The sequence below is a fragment of the Streptococcus infantis genome, assembly GCF_047463655.1.
In the GTDB taxonomy this organism is placed as follows: domain Bacteria; phylum Bacillota; class Bacilli; order Lactobacillales; family Streptococcaceae; genus Streptococcus; species Streptococcus infantis_Z.
The window spans coordinates 18,970-35,500 of sequence record NZ_JASHDM010000001.1; the positions used below are offsets into that span (position 1 = coordinate 18,970).

The following is a 16,531-nucleotide window of genomic DNA, read 5'->3' on the forward strand; positions in this document are numbered from 1 at the left end:
ATGATAAAATGGTATAAAATAACAATATAATAAATATTTTGATAATTTAGGAGAATATAGAATGAAAAGAATAGTTTTGACTTCTGTTGTTTTACTCTCATTACTGACATCTGTTGGCTGCTCGAAACATAAAGAAGAGGCGAAAGTAGCTGAACCTGTAACGACTAAACAGACTACGCAGGATAATATAAAGTTATACAAGGAAGCTGGCTTACTTACTTTTAAAAATGAAAAGCAGCTAGAACTCGGGGAACTTGATTCAAAATCCCGTGCAACTTATGCTCACATTCAGCTAAAAGATAGTGATGAGCCTAAAGAAAAGAGAGAAGCTAAATTAACCTTTGATCCAGTTGGATGGCATAACTATAAATTTTACTACGGAGATGGTTCTAAAGAGGCTTGGCTGATGAATCGCGGTCATTTAGTTGGGTATCAATTTAGTGGACTTAACGATGAAGGCCGAAATCTAGTTCCTATGACAGCTTGGTTAAATACAGGTGCTTTTACTGGAACGGATGACAAAAATCAAAGTAGCATGCTCTATTATGAAAATGGACTAGATTCGTGGCTTGCAAATCATCCAAACTATTACCTTGACTATAAGGTGACAGCTGTCTATAAGGATAATGAATTGATTCCGAGACAGATTATCTTACAGTACGTAGGAATTGATCAGGATGGAAATTTGCTTGAAATTAAATTAGGCAGTAGCAAGGAAAAAATTGATAAGTATTCCGTAACCCATGTCGCCTTGGATAACGTTTCAGCCAATGCTGAAATAAATTATTCAGATGGTACTGCAAAGAATACGGTCAAGTCAGCTGAAGAACGCGCTGCAGAGCTTAAGGCAGCCGAGGAAAAAGCCAAGAAAGAAGCTGAAGAAAAAGAAGCACAAGAAAAAGCTAAAAAAGAAGCAGAAGAGAAGGCTAAAGAAGAACAGAAACAGCAGGAAACTGAAGCACCAGCACCAGCAGAAGAAGAATCACAAAGTAGTAATACAGGTGGCTACTTTAGAGATGGAAAAGGAAGATGGCACCGACCAAATGGGAAGTATGCCTCTAGAAAGGAAATCATAGAAGCTGGGTTGCAATGGTGATAGTTTTTCAAGCTATATAAATCAGAATAATTACAGTCAAAAAGCCGTTGAAAAACGGTTTTTTGTTATAATTAAATTGAGATTCATAGATAACAGAGGAGAAAAATATGACATTTGAAGAAATTTTGCCTGGACTAAAGGCTAAGAAAAAATATGTACGTACTGGCTGGGGTGGAGCTGAAAACTATGTCCAACTTTTTGACACTATCGAGCAAAACGGGGTCGCTCTTGAAGTGACACCCTATTTCCTCATCAACGTATCTGGAGAAGGAGAAGGTTTTTCCATGTGGAGTCCGACACCTTGTGATGTTTTGGCGACAGATTGGGTAGAAGTGCATGACTAGGCGTGTACTCATTACAGGAGTGAGTTCAGGTATCGGATTGGCTCAGGCTCGACTTTTTTTAGAGAAGGACTATCAAGTTTATGGAGTGGACCAAGGTGGAAATCCACTCTTAGAGGGTGATTTCCACTTTTTACAGAGAGATTTGACCTTGGACTTGGAGCCTATTTTTGACTGGTGTCCTCAGGTGGATGTTTTGTGCAATACTGCTGGAGTTTTGGATGACTACAAGCCCTTACTAGAACAATCCGCCCAAGAAATTCAAGAGATTTTTGAAATTAATTACGTAACTCCAGTAGAGTTGACCCGCTATTATCTGACAAACATGTTGGAACATAAACATGGGATTATCATCAATATGTGTTCCATCGCTTCAAATCTAGCAGGCGGTGGTGGTCACGCCTATACCTCTTCTAAACACGCCTTGGCTGGATTTACCAAGCAATTAGCTTTGGACTATGCAGAAGCAGGTATCCAGGTCTTTGGGATTGCTCCTGGTGCAGTCAAGACGGGCATGACGGCAGCTGACTTTGAACCAGGCGGTCTGGCGGACTGGGTGGCAAGTGCAACCCCCATCAAACGCTGGATAGAACCAGAAGAAGTAGCAGAGATTAGCCTTTTCTTAGCAAGTGGAAAAGCGAGTGCCATGCATGGACAAATCCTGACTATTGATGGTGGTTGGTCTTTGAAGTAATATAGTTGATACTCAGTGAATATGTGGAGGTAAGCCATGAAAAGAGATGAGTTTGGATTTGTCTTGCCCAATCTCTACTATCAGTTTTTATCAGAGTGGGAAGAGATTGACCCCTATGAAATTGGAGATTCAGGCATCTGTTTGTATGCTAAGGAGGATCTTCAAGAGCGAAATGAGACTTATCAGATTGAGGAAGTAGAGCCAGATTACTTTATGATTGGACAGGAAGGAGATTTGGCTTACTTTATCAAGAAAAATTCTGATGATTGCATTTATGAAAATGACCTGGGTGCTTTAGGTTCCTTAGAAATGAAAAAAGTTGCTAAGAACGTCTATGAATTTATTGATAAGGTATTGGAAGAAGAATTGTAGAAAACTGAAGGGAGTAATCATGTTTAGGATGCTTGATGAAGATTCACCGATTTCAAAAGAAGACCTTTTACAATTTGAGGAGATTATGGGGAAGAAATTACCGGAGGCTATGATGGACTTTTATCTCAAGTACAACGGTGGCCAGCCCCAAGTAAGGGATGTCCACGATGAACATCACCTCTTTCCTTTCAATTCCTTTAATTCACTTGAGGAGATGAGGAAGTCTTTTACATGGTTTGATGATGAGGTGGTACCTGCGGGATTTAAGGCAACAGACCTTCTCCATTTCGCCTATGATCCTGGTTCTGGCAACTATGCACTTTCTCTAAGGGCAGAGGATTATGGCAAGGTGTACTTCTATGTTCTAGAAGAAACAGCCGAGATCTACGGCCAATGGCCGTCTTTTGAGGATTTTCTGAATTCCTTTGTTGAAGACTAAGACGAAAAAGGAGAAGGGATGCGAAAACACCAAGAACTTTCACTAGAGCAGATTATCCAGCAGCTGCGCGTGGACCAGTTATCTTCAGATAATTTTTGTCTCTATGGCAAGGAGGATGGAGAACTGAAACTGGATTGCCTTTATTGGGTATCAGATTATCCAGATGTCGTGGAAGACAGTGATGTCTATCCTGCTGATGCATCGGAGCAAGATCTCCGGCTAGTCTACTATGGAGAGCAGTTGATTGACGTTCTTGCAGTCGCACTTGAAGAAAAACCAGATGTAAGTCTCCAAGACTTGGTCGAAGCTTTGAATTATTATAATCAGCATGATTGCTTTATGACCTTTGAAAGCTAGTAAGCATACTAGATTTATGCAGTTTCATTGATAATTAACAAATACAATAAGGAGTTAAGAAATGATAGATTACGAAAACATAAATGAAAAAATTGCCCCTTTTAGCCTGCTTGTATATGATGAGGATCCTAAAAATGTTCGAGGGTCGCTCATTTATTACCCTGATGGAGAATATAGACAGGAAGTGTTTGATACTCGAGAAGACGAAGGAGCCGAAGGAAATGGCTACGATTGGGAATCGCTAGCTTTGCTATTTTTGGAGGAAAAAATGCCTGAATTAAGCGATGCTATCGACTTTGATCCTGAAGGAAGTATGTTTTGTGCCTATTCTTCCAAGGTGGACGCCTTGGCTAAATTCTCTTTAGAATTTAAAGAATTTTGCGATGATATCGAAGCTATGAAAGACTTGTTCAGTAGAGCAGAGTTGGATTAGTTGACTAAAATCTCTTTAAATTATTTTAAAAAAGAATAGAAAGGATTTCAGATGAAGCTATCAGAAGTAGTTGAGCTAGTGGAAAATCATCCAGACCTACATCTCTATTTAGATAAAATTTTAAAAAAGAATAAGAAGACCCAAGTTAGTTATCTCGAATCGCTAAATCATCTGGCCTATTTACTTTATCTGGATGGCCAAGAGGAAATGGCTAAGGAATTATTAGATAGGATCATACAAGTTCCATTTGAAGGGAATTATAACACTTGGACCTTTGTTGATAGCTCTCTGGGTTTATTGGCCTATCTGGAAAGAGAAAAAGAAAATCAGGTATTCGTCTATAAAAAACTCCTTTTATCTCCATTAGAACAAGGGGAGAAATCAACTCAAAAAATAAGAAGGAGAGTTCATCAGAGATTTTTGAATGGTGATAGCTTGGAGCAAAAGCTTGCAAAAATCGAGCAGGCTCCAAGCCCTGAATCAGAAATGGAACGTCGTCTGCTATACCTGACTGATTTATTAAAAATTCACCTCTTTATTGCTGAGTCAACGTGTGAAGAGACAGATATCCAAGTAAAAATCGAAGAGAATATGGAGATACTAAAGAAGTATATCAAGGAGCATGAGATCTATAGCCTCTTTCCTTTTAAGGGATAAGGTGTTCTAGCAATCTTGGACTTTTAGAAAGAGTAGAATATGGAAATCAAAAAACACTTTGGTGTCTATGGCGTTTGCTATGAGAATGGGAAATTGCTTTGCATTGAGAAAACGAGAGGGCCTTATCAGCATCGTTTTGATTTACCTGGTGGTAGTCAGGAAATCGGTGAGGGTTTGACAGAAACCCTCAAGAGAGAAGTTTTGGAAGAGACAGGCTATACGCTTATCCGTTATTCAAATTCTAGAATTTATGATGTAATGGTTCAAGAAGAGGGGCAAGACTTCGCAGTACATCATATCATGGCCTTTTATGATATAGAACTTGATTTCGAAGGCCCTCATAAATCCCTTCCTCAGGAGGTTCTTGACGGAAGCAATGATTCAGCAAAGGCAATTTGGCTTCCTCTTGAGCAGATTACCGAAGAAAATGCCTCACCCTTAGTATTGAAGGTGAAGGCAGAGTTACGAGGATTTCCAGAATTGGACATGACAAGCTATAAGAATTGGAAGGTAAAACATGCAAAATCAACTGGCTCTCAGTGGCGAAAGAATTGTTGAAAAAATTTACCCACAACTATTTCATCATGTTGGTATGATTCGTGGCGAATACTTGCTGAGAGAGCTCAACCAAAACATCCTGTTACCAAGTTGTCAGCAATTTGTAAAAGATTATCTAGACACTATTTGCCATTTGTACCCAGATGAAGAAGTCTGGTATCGCTTTTCAGAGTTAACAAATGCAGAAGCAAATTATCTAGACGGGACTAAAGAGTATTTTGATGAACGCCACCCCTTATTTGGATATAGAGGAACTAGGCGTTTACTGGCGTGTTTGGATGAATTTCATGCTGAAGCACATGTTGTTACAGAAGTTTATCAAACCAATCTCAATCTGTCTGTTATTTTTCCTTTTGTCAATGATGCCGACCAATTAAAACAAGCTATTAGAGTATTGCGCCAGCATGGTTTTACTGGGAAAGTTGGAACAATGATTGAATTACCATCAGCTTATTTTGATTTGGACAGGATACTGGAAACTGGTATTTCAAAGATTGTAGTGGGAATGAATGATTTGACTTCTTTTGTTTTTGCCACTGTGAGAAATAGTCAGTGGCATGATATGGAAAGTCCCATTATGTTAGAAATGCTGAGACAGATGCAGGATAAAGCAAGGGTGAAAAAGATAGATTTCGCTGTAGCAGGCTATCTGAATCCTTCTTTCATACAAAAAATGAATCAGATGGGGATTGAGTGCATTATCCACTACAGTTCTATTCCGGAGATTTTTAATTTAGAGATTGACCATCCAGATCATCTCAAACGTGTAAAAGAAGAAAGTAAAAAAATACAAAGGAGCAACCCATGACACCTCAAGAAATGTGGAATGCCTACAAGAAAATCAACCCCTCTATCGGAGATGAGATAGATGCCTGGGCTTTTGGAGTGGAACCAGACCTTTTAGCGGATTTGGTGTTTACAGGCGAAAAAACAGCAACTGCCTCAGCTTATGATCTTTACGCAGTAGAGGACGAACCCCTTCCACAAGAAGGGACCTTTGATGTCGTTTTAGACAGTCAAGATCAAGCTGTCTGCATTATCGAAATTACAAAGGTTTCTGTTCAGCCTTTCCATCAAGTGTCAGCCGACCATGCCTACAAGGAAGGTGAAGGCGACAAATCTCTGACCTATTGGCGTCAGGTTCATGAGGAGGTTTTCACCGAGTGGATGAGCGAGGCCGGACTGACTTTTACACCTGACAGCAAGGTCGTTTTAGAAGAATTTCGCAAGGTTTATCCTCTGTAGACTACTAGAAGGAAGAAAGTTTTGGAAATCACCGTCCAAAGCTTTTTTCTGACTTAAAATATGATAAAATAGGTATGTTTGAACTAGAGCATATGCTCATAAATTTAGAATAGGAGAATATGATGCAAGCAGTAGAACATTATATCGAAAAATTTGTTCCTGAACATTATGATTTGTTTTTAGACTTGAGTCGTGAGACTAAGACGTTTTCAGGAAGAGTAACCATCACTGGTCAAGCTAAAAGTGACCGTATTTCCCTTCACCAAAAAGACTTGGAGATTGCTTCTGTTGAAGTAGCAGGCCAAGCTCGTCCATTTACAGTTGATAATGAAAACGAAGCTCTTCATATCGAACTTGAAGAAGCTGGTTCAGTTGAATTGGTTCTAGCATTTTCAGGTAAAATCACAGACAACATGACAGGTATCTACCCATCTTACTATACAGTTGATGGTGTTAAGAAGGAAGTTTTGTCAACTCAGTTTGAAAGTCACTTTGCTCGCGAAGCCTTCCCATGTGTGGACGAACCAGAAGCCAAAGCAACCTTTGACCTAGCTCTTCGATTTGACCAAGCAGAAGGTGAATTGGCCTTGTCTAACATGCCAGAGATTGACGTTGAAAACCGCAAGGAAACTGGTATCTGGAAATTTGAGACAACTCCACGTATGTCTTCTTACTTGCTAGCTTTCGTTGCTGGTGATTTGCAAGGGGTAACTGCTAAAACAAAAAATGGTACTTTGGTAGGCGTTTACTCAACCAAGGCACATCCACTTTCAAACCTTGATTTCTCACTAGACATCGCAGTTCGCTCAATCGAGTTTTACGAAGATTACTACGGAGTCAAGTACCCTATTCCTCAATCTCTTCACATTGCCCTTCCTGACTTCTCAGCTGGTGCTATGGAAAACTGGGGTCTGGTAACTTACCGTGAAGTTTACTTGGTTGTGGATGAGAACTCTACTTTTGCCAGCCGTCAACAAGTAGCTCTAGTTATTGCCCATGAGCTTGCTCACCAATGGTTTGGTAACCTTGTGACGATGAAGTGGTGGGATGACCTCTGGCTCAATGAAAGTTTCGCGAATATGATGGAATACGTCTGTGTGGATGCCATCGAGCCAAGTTGGAATATCTTTGAAGACTTCCAAACAGGTGGAGTGCCAGCTGCTCTTAAACGTGATGCGACAGATGGCGTTCAATCTGTCCACGTTGAAGTTAGCCACCCAGATGAAATCAATACGCTCTTCGATGGTGCTATCGTTTATGCCAAAGGAAGCCGTCTCATGCACATGCTTCGCCGTTGGCTAGGGGATGCTGATTTTGCCAAAGGTTTGCATGCTTACTTTGAAAAACACCAATACGGAAATACCATTGGTCGTGACCTTTGGAATGCACTCGGACAAGCATCTGGTCGTGATGTAGCAGCCTTCATGGATTCTTGGTTGGAGCAACCTGGTTATCCAGTCCTTACTGCCACAGTTGAAAATGATGTTTTGAAGATTTCACAAAAACAATTCTTCATCGGTGAACACGAAGACAAGAACCGTCTCTGGGTAGTGCCACTTAACAGTAACTGGAAAGGCTTGCCAGATACTCTCGAAACTGAGAGCATCGAAATTCCAGGTTATGCAGCTCTTCTTGCTGAAAATGAAGGAGCACTTCGTCTTAACACTGAAAATACAGCACATTACATTACAGACTATCAAGGCGACTTATTGGATGCTGTTCTTTCAGAATTAGTAGAACTTGATAACACAAGTAAACTTCAAATCGTCCAAGAACGTCGTTTGCTTGCTGAAGCTGGGCACATTTCATACGCAGACTTGCTTCCAGTAGTGGATCAATTGGCACAAGAAGAATCTTACCTAGTTGTTGCTGCAGTTTCTCAAGTTATTACAGCCCTTGAACGCTTCATTGATGAAGGAACAGAGGCAGAAAAAGCCTTTAAAGCCCTTATTGCTAAACTGGCTCGTTACAACTATGATCGTCTTGGTTTCGAAGCTAAAGAGGGTGAATCTGATGAGGATGAATTGGTTCGTCAATTAACCATTTCTATGATGATTCGTTCAAATGATGAAGAAGCTAGTCAGGTTGCTAGTCAAATCTTCGCATCCCATAAAGAAAATCTTGCAGGACTTCCAGCAGCTATTCGTTCACAAGTTCTCATCAATGAAATGAAACACCATGAGACTAAGGAATTGGTCGCAACTTATCTCGATCTTTATACTCATGCGACAGATGCCGCCTTTAAACGTCAATTAGCAGCAGCCCTTGCTTATGCGACAGATGCAGAGAACATCCAAACACTGCTTGCAACTTGGAAGGACAAATTTGTCGTGAAACCACAGGACCTTTCAGCATGGTATCTCCAATTCCTCGGACACCAAGCAACTCAAGAAACTGTATGGGTGTGGGCACGTGAAAACTGGGATTGGATTAAGGCAGCTCTTGGTGGTGATATGAGTTTTGACAGCTTTGTCATCTTCCCATCACACATCTTTAAAACAGAGCAACGCTTAGCAGAATACAAGGCATTCTATGAACCACAACTTTCTGACCTTGCCCTTAGCCGTAATATCCGCATGGGGATTAAGGATATCGCAGCTCGCGTTGAATTGATCAAGCGTGAAAAAGCAGCAGTTGAAGCAGTTGTAGCTCAATATAGCAAAGCTTAAAAGATTCTAGTCTAAATAGATTCCAAAAACTCAACTTTCTCTAGGAAAAACAAGGGAAGTTGAGTTTTTTTTTAAGATATTTTTGCTATAATAGGTATAATAAGGAGGAATTTTTGATGATCAAAATTCTATTAGTGGAAGATGACCTAGGCCTGTCTAATTCAGTATTTGATTTCTTGGATGATTTTGCAGATGTCATGCAGGTTTTTGATGGTGAGGAAGGTCTTTATGAGGCTGAAAGTGGTGTTTATGATTTGATTCTATTGGACTTGATGTTGCCTGAAAAAAATGGGTTCCAAGTTTTAAAAGAATTGCGTGAAAAAGGCATTTCGACTCCTGTTCTGATCATGACAGCCAAGGAAAGTCTCGATGATAAGGGACACGGATTTGAACTTGGGGCAGATGATTATCTAACAAAACCATTTTATCTAGAAGAACTCAAGATGCGTATCCAGGCCTTGCTTAAACGTTCTGGTAAGTTCAATGAAAACACCCTTTCCTATGGTGATTTGACTGTCAATCTCTCTACTAATGAGGTTAAAGTCAATGAGACTGCTGTTGAATTATTGGGTAAAGAATTTGATCTCTTGGTTTATTTCCTCCAAAATCAAAATGTAATCTTACCCAAAACCCAGATTTTTGACCGTTTGTGGGGATTCGACAGTGATACGACTATCTCTGTCGTAGAGGTTTACGTATCAAAAGTTCGTAAGAAATTAAAGGGATCAGTCTTTGCTGAAAACCTCCAAACCTTGCGTAGTGTTGGGTATATTTTAAAACATGTTTAATAAATTTAAAAAGAATTGGTATGCAGAAGATTTTAGCTACTTTATCCGTAACTTTGGAGTATTTACTCTGATTTTCTCTGCTATGACCTTGATTATCTTGCAGGTTATGCACTCTAGTCTCTACACCTCAGTGGATGAGAAGCTTCTGTCTCTCAGTGGCAATCCTCAAGATGTCATCCAGTTGGCTGTCAATCGAGCAACAGATGAAGTCAAAGATCTCAATAGTCAATCCGTTCCTCCATCAACGGATAAAAAACCAACGGTCAGTTCCAATACGGAAGTGATTTTGTTGGATTCAAATTTGAATCAATTAGTGACTGGCAACCGCTTTTTAGGTCTTGATAAGATTACTTTTAATAAAAAGGATTTGAATCATATTCGACAACTTCATGTTCAGAATAGTTACGGTCAGGACGAGATTTACCGAGTGATTCTATCTGAAATAAACATTGATTCTGTCTCGACCAATATTAAGTATGCAGCGGTTTTGATGAATACCAGTCAGATAGAGCAAATCAGTCAAAATCATGAGCAATTAATCGTGGTAGTCATGGCTAGCTTCTGGATTTTATCCATCCTTGCCAGCCTTTACCTTGCGCGTGTTAGTGTAAAACCCTTGCTTGAGAGTATGCAAAAGCAACAGAGCTTTGTGGAAAATGCCAGTCATGAGTTACGAACTCCACTGGCTGTTCTTCAAAATCGTCTAGAAACTCTTTTCAGAAAACCTGAGGCAACCATTATGGAGTCAAGTGAGAGTATTGCCTCCAGTCTAGAAGAAGTTCGGAACATGCGCTTTTTAACGACTAATCTACTTAATTTAGCTCGTCGTGATGACGGCATTAAACCGGAGTTAGGAGAGGTAGAGCCGGATTTCTTTAACACAACCTTTACCAACTATGAAATGATTGCGTCTGAAAATAACCGTGCTTTTCATTTTGAAAATCGTATTCATCGGACCATCATAACAGATAAGCTTCTTCTTAAACAACTCATGACTATCTTGTTTGACAATGCTGTCAAGTACACAGAAGAAGAAGGAGATATTCATTTTGTCATTGCTACGACGGAGCGTAATCTCTATTTGTCAGTAGCTGATGATGGAATTGGTATTTCTGCAGCAGATAAAAAGAAAATTTTTGATCGCTTTTATCGAGTTGACAAAGCTCGTACTCGCCAAAAAGGCGGCTTTGGGTTAGGTTTGTCCTTAGCAAAACAGATTGTTGATGCCTTAAAAGGAACCATCAGTGTTAAGGATAACAAACCACACGGGACGATTTTTGAAGTAAAAATCGCCATCCAAACACCATCCAAGCGTAAAAATAAATAAAAAAAGGCTGTGACTTAGAAAGCGGTAGACCAAGTATCGCTTTTCTAGTCGCAGCTCTTTAGCTATCGTAGAAAAAAAGGTCGGGACAAAAATCCCGACCTTTTGAATCTAATATAATTTCTTCTTAATTATCGAACGTTGAATGTTTGATGCTGCTAAACTCAAGGCAATTGCTAGGCTAAAAGCCAGAACTGTATTAAACTTGAGGGCTAAAAAGATAAAGCTAAACAAAGCTAAAAAGACGCAAAAACAAGCAATGTTTACAAAGAAAAGGACTTCCTTCAAACTAGCAACGGAAGTGGTTTCTGGAACATAGTCTTGATAGAGCGCTGTTTGAGTTTCCTCTTCTTCAAACTCATACGATTGATATTTTCTTACGGGCATGATTCTCTCCTTAACAGTACTCTTTCATTTTACCATTTTTCAAGAAAAAAATTATTACAGTAAGGTTACAAAAAGAATAAAGTCTGTTTTCAAATGATGAAACAAATTTCTTGACACTCTTACCCAAAGGTGATAGGATGGGTGAACAACTCAAAACATCTTGCCTGTTCAAGTTTTTGTAATGAGGAAGCGAAATAAATATAAGTAGCAATTGCTGGTTGTATCCGTAGATTTAGAACCACTTTGTAGGATGAATGAAAAGATTTGCATGAAAGACAGATTTTTCTGTCTTTTATTTTTGATGCTGAGTGAGCTTTTTCCACTCTTAGAAAAGTAAAAGGAGATTTGCAGTGTATCTTGCAATCAAGGAAATTTTAAAAAATAAACTTCGTTATAGTTTGATTTTAACGACGATCTTTCTTATAGCGTTTATGGTCTTTTTTATGACAAGTTTAGCTCTGGGGCTTGTTAGAAATAATAGAGCAGCCGTGGATAATTGGCAAGCGACAGGAATTGTTTTATCAGATTATGCAAATGATAATCTGACAGCATCCTTTATTCCAGAAAAGAATTATCAGGATCAGGTTTCCGAAGATGCAGCACCTTTGGGGTATATGTTTGCGGTGACCAATCTCGTCAATGATAGTGAGAAGGTAAACATCTCTATTTTTGCACAGGATTGGGATAGTTTTATCTCTCCTTCCTTGATTGAGGGCCATTACCCAGAAAGTGACAATGAAGTTGTCGTGGATCAGTCTTTAGAAAACTATGGAATAAAACTGGGCGATGTCATTCAACTGAATGGAAGTGAAAATTCTTATATCATCGTTGGACTTACGAAAGGGAATAAATTTTTTACAGAACCTGTAGTATTTACAAATTTGACAAGCTATTGGACTTTGCAAGGTAGTCTGAATGCAGGTCGCTCGATTTCTGATTTGGTCTTAAAAAATGATGTTCAGCTATCTGCTGATGGTTTAAGTCAATTAACCATTCAAAACATGATTGCCCATATTCCGGGCTACACACCTCAAGTAAACGTATTTTCAGGCATGATTTTAGCGATGATTATCATATCAGGTCTTATTATTGGTATTTTCATTTATATTATTACCATTCAAAAACTAGGCCTCTATGGAATTATGAGAGCCCAAGGAATTCAGGTTAAAACTATTGTTTGGTCGCTTTTTTGTCAAATTATATTGCTGGCAGGTTTTGGGATCGGTCTAGCCTTATTGGCGATTGTAGGTGTCATTCTTGTTCTACCTGCAACCTTCGTTTTCTATCCAAGTTGGTTAGCATATTTAGGATTGAGTTTGGGAATTTGCTTGATGGCGTTACTTGGAGGAGTGATTTCTCTCCCTCGTTTGCTCAAGGTTGATCCAATAACGGCTATTGCAGAATGATAAGGAGACCTACATGACACCATTGATAGAAATGAAGCAAGTGACGAAAAGCTATGGAGAAGGAAATATGAAAGTCATTGCACTACACGAGACGAACTTTCAACTAAATGCAGGTGAATTTGTTGCCATAGTTGGTCCTTCTGGATCTGGTAAAACAACCTTTTTGACCACCTTAGGGCAGTTGCAGGAGCCTTCAGGTGGGAAGATTTTAGTAAAGGGAACAGAAACGGGTAATTTGACTGAAAAAGAGAAAACAGATCTTCGGTTTAAGGAATTTGGTTTTATATTACAGGCTTCAAACCTGATTCCTTTTTTAACTGTTAAGGAACAATTAGACCTAATTGATCGACTAGATAAAGACAAATCTTCGAAAAGTGACCGCCAAGAGTTATTTGATTTGTTGGACCTGAACAAAGTTCAAAATTATTATCCCAAGGCCTTATCTGGGGGAGAACGTCAACGAGCAGCAATTGCCAGAGCACTCTATAACAATCCTAGCATCGTTCTTGCTGACGAACCAACGGCTAGTCTTGATACCCAAAGAGCTTACCAAGTAACGGATATGCTTGCTTCAATTGCACATGAGCAGGGAAGAGGAGTAGTGATGATTACGCATGACACCAGACTTCTCGATAAGGTCGATCGTGTCTTTATCATGAATGATGGTCACCTTGTTGAAGAAATACAAGCATAAAAGAATATAAAGTGAACTCTAGTAAAGGTAGTTCACTTTTTATGTTTCTAAAAGTGAAGAGTATAACTTTTCTTAAAAAATAGATTGCCCATAGCTGATTTTTCAGAAATGTGGTATAATTTTTCTTATGGAAAAGATTATTATTACAGCAACTGCTGAAAGCATTGAACAAGTAAAAGAATTACTAGAGGCGGGAGTTGACCGCATCTATGTCGGTGAGAAAGATTTTGGACTTCGTTTGCCAACTACCTTTAGTCATGAAGAATTGCGTGAAATCGCAAAAATCATTCATGATGCCGGTAAGGAATTAATCGTTGCGGTTAATGCTCTTATGCACCAAGACATGATGGACCGTATCAAGCCCTTCTTGGACTTTTTAGAAGAAATCAAAACGGACTATATCACAGTTGGGGACGCAGGTGTCTTTTATGTGGTTAACCGTGATAACTATTCTTTCAAAACGATTTACGATGCCTCAACCATGGTTACCAGCAGTCGTCAGATTAACTTCTGGGGGCAAAAGGCTGGCGCATCTGAGGCTGTTTTGGCCCGCGAAATTCCATCCGCTGAACTTTTCAAGATGCCGGAGATTTTGGAAATTCCTGCTGAAGTTTTGGTTTACGGTGCTAGTGTCATCCATCATTCTAAGCGTCCACTCTTACAAAACTACTATAATTTCACTCAAATTGATGATGAAAAAACACGTCAACGTGATTTGTTCTTGGCGGAGCCAAGTGATCCAGAGAGCCACTATTCCATTTTTGAAGACAATCATGGAACCCACATTTTTGCCAACAATGACCTTGATTTGATGACAAAATTGACAGAGTTGGTAGAACATGGTTTCACTCATTGGAAGCTAGAGGGGCTTTATACTCCAGGGCAAGACTTTGTTGAGATTGCTAAACTTTTCATCCAAGCTCGCAGTTTGATTGAAGAGGGTAACTTTAGCCATGACCAAGCCTTCTTGCTGGATGAGGAAGTTCGTAAACTCCATCCCAAAAATCGTTTCCTTGACACAGGATTTTATGACTACGATCCTGATATGGTTAAATAAGAATCAGAAACCCGACATAAAATGTTCGGGTTTTTCTAGTGCAAGGATGAATTTAAAGCGTATTCATGTTATAATAAAAGTAGCTTTTTGTTTGGAGGTGTTTAAGTGGAAAATCTGAAAAAAATAGCAGGCATCAAGGCTGCTGAGTTCGTAACCGATGGAATGGTTGTAGGACTTGGAACAGGCTCGACTGCCTATTATTTCGTAGAGGAGATTGGTCGTAGAATCAAGGAGGAAGGACTTCAAATTACAGCCGTAACGACTTCGAGTGTAACGACGAATCAGGCACAATGCTTGAATATACCGCTTAAGTCTATTGATGAGGTGGATGAGGTTGATGTGACTGTTGATGGAGCTGATGAGGTGGATCGTCAGTTTAATGGTATCAAAGGAGGCGGTGGTGCACTTCTAATGGAAAAAGTAGTTGCGACACCAACTAAACAGTATATCTGGGTGGTAGATGAGAGTAAAATGGTTGAAAAACTGGGCGCTTTTAAACTACCTGTCGAAGTTGTCCAATACGGAGCAGAACAGGTTTTCCGTCGTTTTGAAAAGGCTGGTTATAAGCCAAGTTTTCGTGAAAAAGATGGCCAACGCTTTGTGACGGATATGAAAAATTTCATCATTGACCTTGATTTAGGTGTTATTGAAGATCCGATCGCTTTTGGTCGTCAATTGGATCTTCAGGTTGGTGTTGTTGAGCACGGTTTATTTAATCAAATGGTTGATAAAGTGATCGTTGCAGGACAAGCTGGCGTTCAGGTTTTAACTTCAACAAAAGGGAAATAAAGGAGGCAAATGATGTCAACATTTAAACGTATTCACTTGGTGGTACTCGATTCTGTAGGAATCGGTGCGGCACCAGATGCTCATAACTTTGTCAATGCAGGGGTTCCAGATGGAGCATCTGACACGCTTGGACACATTTCAAAATCAGTAGGTTTGAATGTACCGAATATGGCTAAGATTGGTCTTGGGAACATTGAACGTGAGACAGCGCTTAAAACCGTTCCCGCAGAAGCAAATCCTAGCGGTTACTACACTAAACTTGAGGAAGTGTCACTAGGTAAAGACACTATGACAGGTCACTGGGAAATCATGGGCCTCAACATCACTGAACCGTTTGATACTTTCTGGAATGGATTCCCAGAAGAAATCCTTACAAAGATTGAAGAATTCTCAGGTCGTAAAATAATTCGTGAAGCCAACAAACCATACTCAGGAACAGCAGTAATCGATGACTTTGGACCACGCCAAATGGAAACTGGCGAGTTGATTATCTATACATCAGCTGACCCAGTTCTTCAAATCGCAGCCCACGAAGAGATCATTCCTTTGGATGAACTCTATCGTATTTGTGAGTACGCTCGTTCGATTACTTTAGAGCGTCCAGCTCTTCTGGGACGTATTATTGCTCGTCCTTATGTTGGGGAGCCTGGAAACTTCACACGTACTGCAAATCGTCGTGACTTGGCCGTATCACCATTTGCACCAACTGTTTTGGATAAATTGAACGAAGCAGGCATTGATACTTATTCAGTAGGTAAGATTAGCGATATCTTTAATGGTGCTGGGGTTAACCATGATATGGGTCACAATAAGTCCAATAGCCACGGGATTGACACGCTTTTGACAACGATGAGACTACCTGAGTTTGAAAAAGGATTCTCATTTACAAACTTGGTAGACTTTGATGCTTTATATGGACACCGTCGTGATCCACATGGCTATCGTGATTGTTTGCATGAGTTTGATGAGCGTTTGCCAGAAATCATGGCAACAATGAGAGAAGACGATCTTCTTTTGATTACTGCTGACCACGGAAATGATCCAACCTATGCTGGTACTGACCATACTCGTGAATATATTCCACTTTTGGCATACAGTCCATCACTAAAAGGAAATGGACACCTACCAATCGGTCATTTTGCAGATATTTCTGCGACAATCGCTGATAACTTTGGCGTAGATAAGGCTATGATTGGTGAAAGCTTCTTAGATAAATTAGTTTAAG

Annotated in this window: 20 protein-coding genes; 19 read left to right on the top strand and 1 reads right to left on the bottom strand. The window is 39.7% G+C overall.

The features are described from left to right. Positions 1–61 precede the first annotated feature (61 nt). The 14 genes from QM877_RS00125 (at position 62) to QM877_RS00190 (ending at position 10,976) form a co-directional block, all read left to right on the top strand. Positions 62–1,096: a DNA/RNA non-specific endonuclease gene (locus QM877_RS00125; RefSeq protein ID WP_414317177.1), complete on the top strand. Its 1,035-nt coding sequence runs from the start codon at positions 62–64 to the stop codon at positions 1,094–1,096. Between the two features lie 107 nt (positions 1,097–1,203). Next, complete coding sequence (locus QM877_RS00130) at positions 1,204–1,440, top strand: DUF2829 domain-containing protein (protein WP_000141913.1); 237 nt, start codon at positions 1,204–1,206, stop codon at positions 1,438–1,440. Next, entirely contained in the window at positions 1,433–2,131 is a 699-nt protein-coding gene (locus QM877_RS00135) for a 3-oxoacyl-ACP reductase (RefSeq protein ID WP_414317178.1), read from the top strand. Before QM877_RS00130 ends, QM877_RS00135 begins: the two co-directional genes overlap by 8 nt. 36 nt (positions 2,132–2,167) lie before the next feature. After that, on the top strand, positions 2,168–2,503 hold the full coding sequence (locus tag QM877_RS00140) for a hypothetical protein (RefSeq protein WP_414317179.1): 336 nt from the start codon (positions 2,168–2,170) through the stop codon (positions 2,501–2,503). Between the two features lie 19 nt (positions 2,504–2,522). Continuing rightward, positions 2,523–2,942 carry an SMI1/KNR4 family protein gene (locus QM877_RS00145; protein WP_414317180.1) on the top strand — a complete coding sequence of 140 codons (420 nt, stop codon included), beginning with the start codon at positions 2,523–2,525 and terminating at the stop codon, positions 2,940–2,942. Between the two features lie 18 nt (positions 2,943–2,960). Then, on the top strand, positions 2,961–3,299 hold the full coding sequence (locus QM877_RS00150) for a hypothetical protein (protein ID WP_414317181.1): 339 nt from the start codon (positions 2,961–2,963) through the stop codon (positions 3,297–3,299). Positions 3,300–3,360: 61 nt separating this feature from the next. Continuing rightward, positions 3,361–3,732 (top strand): Imm51 family immunity protein, encoded by a 372-nt coding sequence (locus tag QM877_RS00155; RefSeq protein WP_414317182.1) that lies wholly within the window; start codon positions 3,361–3,363, stop codon positions 3,730–3,732. A gap of 51 nt (positions 3,733–3,783) precedes the next feature. Further along, positions 3,784–4,389, top strand: a complete 606-nt coding sequence (locus QM877_RS00160; RefSeq protein ID WP_414317183.1) for a DUF6707 family protein — start codon at positions 3,784–3,786, stop codon at positions 4,387–4,389. A 39-nt stretch (positions 4,390–4,428) separates the two neighbouring features. After that, a complete protein-coding gene (locus tag QM877_RS00165; RefSeq protein WP_414317184.1) occupies positions 4,429–4,947 on the top strand; it encodes an NUDIX hydrolase in 519 nt (172 codons plus the stop codon). Then, positions 4,907–5,755, top strand: coding sequence for a putative PEP-binding protein (locus QM877_RS00170; RefSeq protein WP_414317185.1), 849 nt, complete (start codon positions 4,907–4,909; stop codon positions 5,753–5,755). The genes QM877_RS00165 and QM877_RS00170 overlap by 41 nt, the downstream gene beginning before the upstream one ends. Next, entirely contained in the window at positions 5,752–6,192 is a 441-nt protein-coding gene (locus tag QM877_RS00175; protein WP_414317186.1) for an ASCH domain-containing protein, read from the top strand. Before QM877_RS00170 ends, QM877_RS00175 begins: the two co-directional genes overlap by 4 nt. A gap of 122 nt (positions 6,193–6,314) precedes the next feature. After that, positions 6,315–8,861, top strand: coding sequence for a M1 family metallopeptidase (locus QM877_RS00180; protein ID WP_414317187.1), 2,547 nt, complete (start codon positions 6,315–6,317; stop codon positions 8,859–8,861). Positions 8,862–8,977: 116 nt separating this feature from the next. Beyond that, positions 8,978–9,649: a response regulator transcription factor gene (locus tag QM877_RS00185; RefSeq protein ID WP_000590623.1), complete on the top strand. Its 672-nt coding sequence runs from the start codon at positions 8,978–8,980 to the stop codon at positions 9,647–9,649. Next, complete coding sequence (locus QM877_RS00190; RefSeq protein ID WP_414317188.1) at positions 9,642–10,976, top strand: sensor histidine kinase; 1,335 nt, start codon at positions 9,642–9,644, stop codon at positions 10,974–10,976. Before QM877_RS00185 ends, QM877_RS00190 begins: the two co-directional genes overlap by 8 nt. A 108-nt stretch (positions 10,977–11,084) precedes the next feature. Here the strand turns inward: QM877_RS00190 and QM877_RS00195 are convergent, their stop codons facing one another. Next, entirely contained in the window at positions 11,085–11,360 is a 276-nt protein-coding gene (locus tag QM877_RS00195; RefSeq protein WP_414317189.1) for a DUF3270 family protein, read from the bottom strand. Positions 11,361–11,710: 350 nt separating this feature from the next. On the opposite strand from QM877_RS00195, the gene QM877_RS00200 reads away from it, so the two are divergent. The 5 genes from QM877_RS00200 (at position 11,711) to QM877_RS00220 (ending at position 16,530) form a co-directional block, all read left to right on the top strand. Further along, positions 11,711–12,766, top strand: coding sequence for an ABC transporter permease (locus tag QM877_RS00200; RefSeq protein WP_414317190.1), 1,056 nt, complete (start codon positions 11,711–11,713; stop codon positions 12,764–12,766). 13 nt (positions 12,767–12,779) lie between these two features. Next, positions 12,780–13,460 (top strand): ABC transporter ATP-binding protein, encoded by a 681-nt coding sequence (locus QM877_RS00205; RefSeq protein ID WP_371607993.1) that lies wholly within the window; start codon positions 12,780–12,782, stop codon positions 13,458–13,460. Between the two features lie 127 nt (positions 13,461–13,587). Continuing rightward, positions 13,588–14,517 carry a peptidase U32 family protein gene (locus QM877_RS00210; RefSeq protein ID WP_414317191.1) on the top strand — a complete coding sequence of 310 codons (930 nt, stop codon included), beginning with the start codon at positions 13,588–13,590 and terminating at the stop codon, positions 14,515–14,517. 105 nt (positions 14,518–14,622) lie between these two features. Next, a complete protein-coding gene (rpiA, locus tag QM877_RS00215; protein ID WP_414317192.1) occupies positions 14,623–15,306 on the top strand; it encodes a ribose-5-phosphate isomerase RpiA in 684 nt (227 codons plus the stop codon). 12 nt (positions 15,307–15,318) lie between these two features. Beyond that, the gene (locus QM877_RS00220; RefSeq protein ID WP_414317193.1) at positions 15,319–16,530 is read left to right on the top strand and encodes a phosphopentomutase; all 1,212 of its coding nucleotides are present in this window, start codon (positions 15,319–15,321) and stop codon (positions 16,528–16,530) included. Position 16,531: the final 1 nt, after the last annotated feature.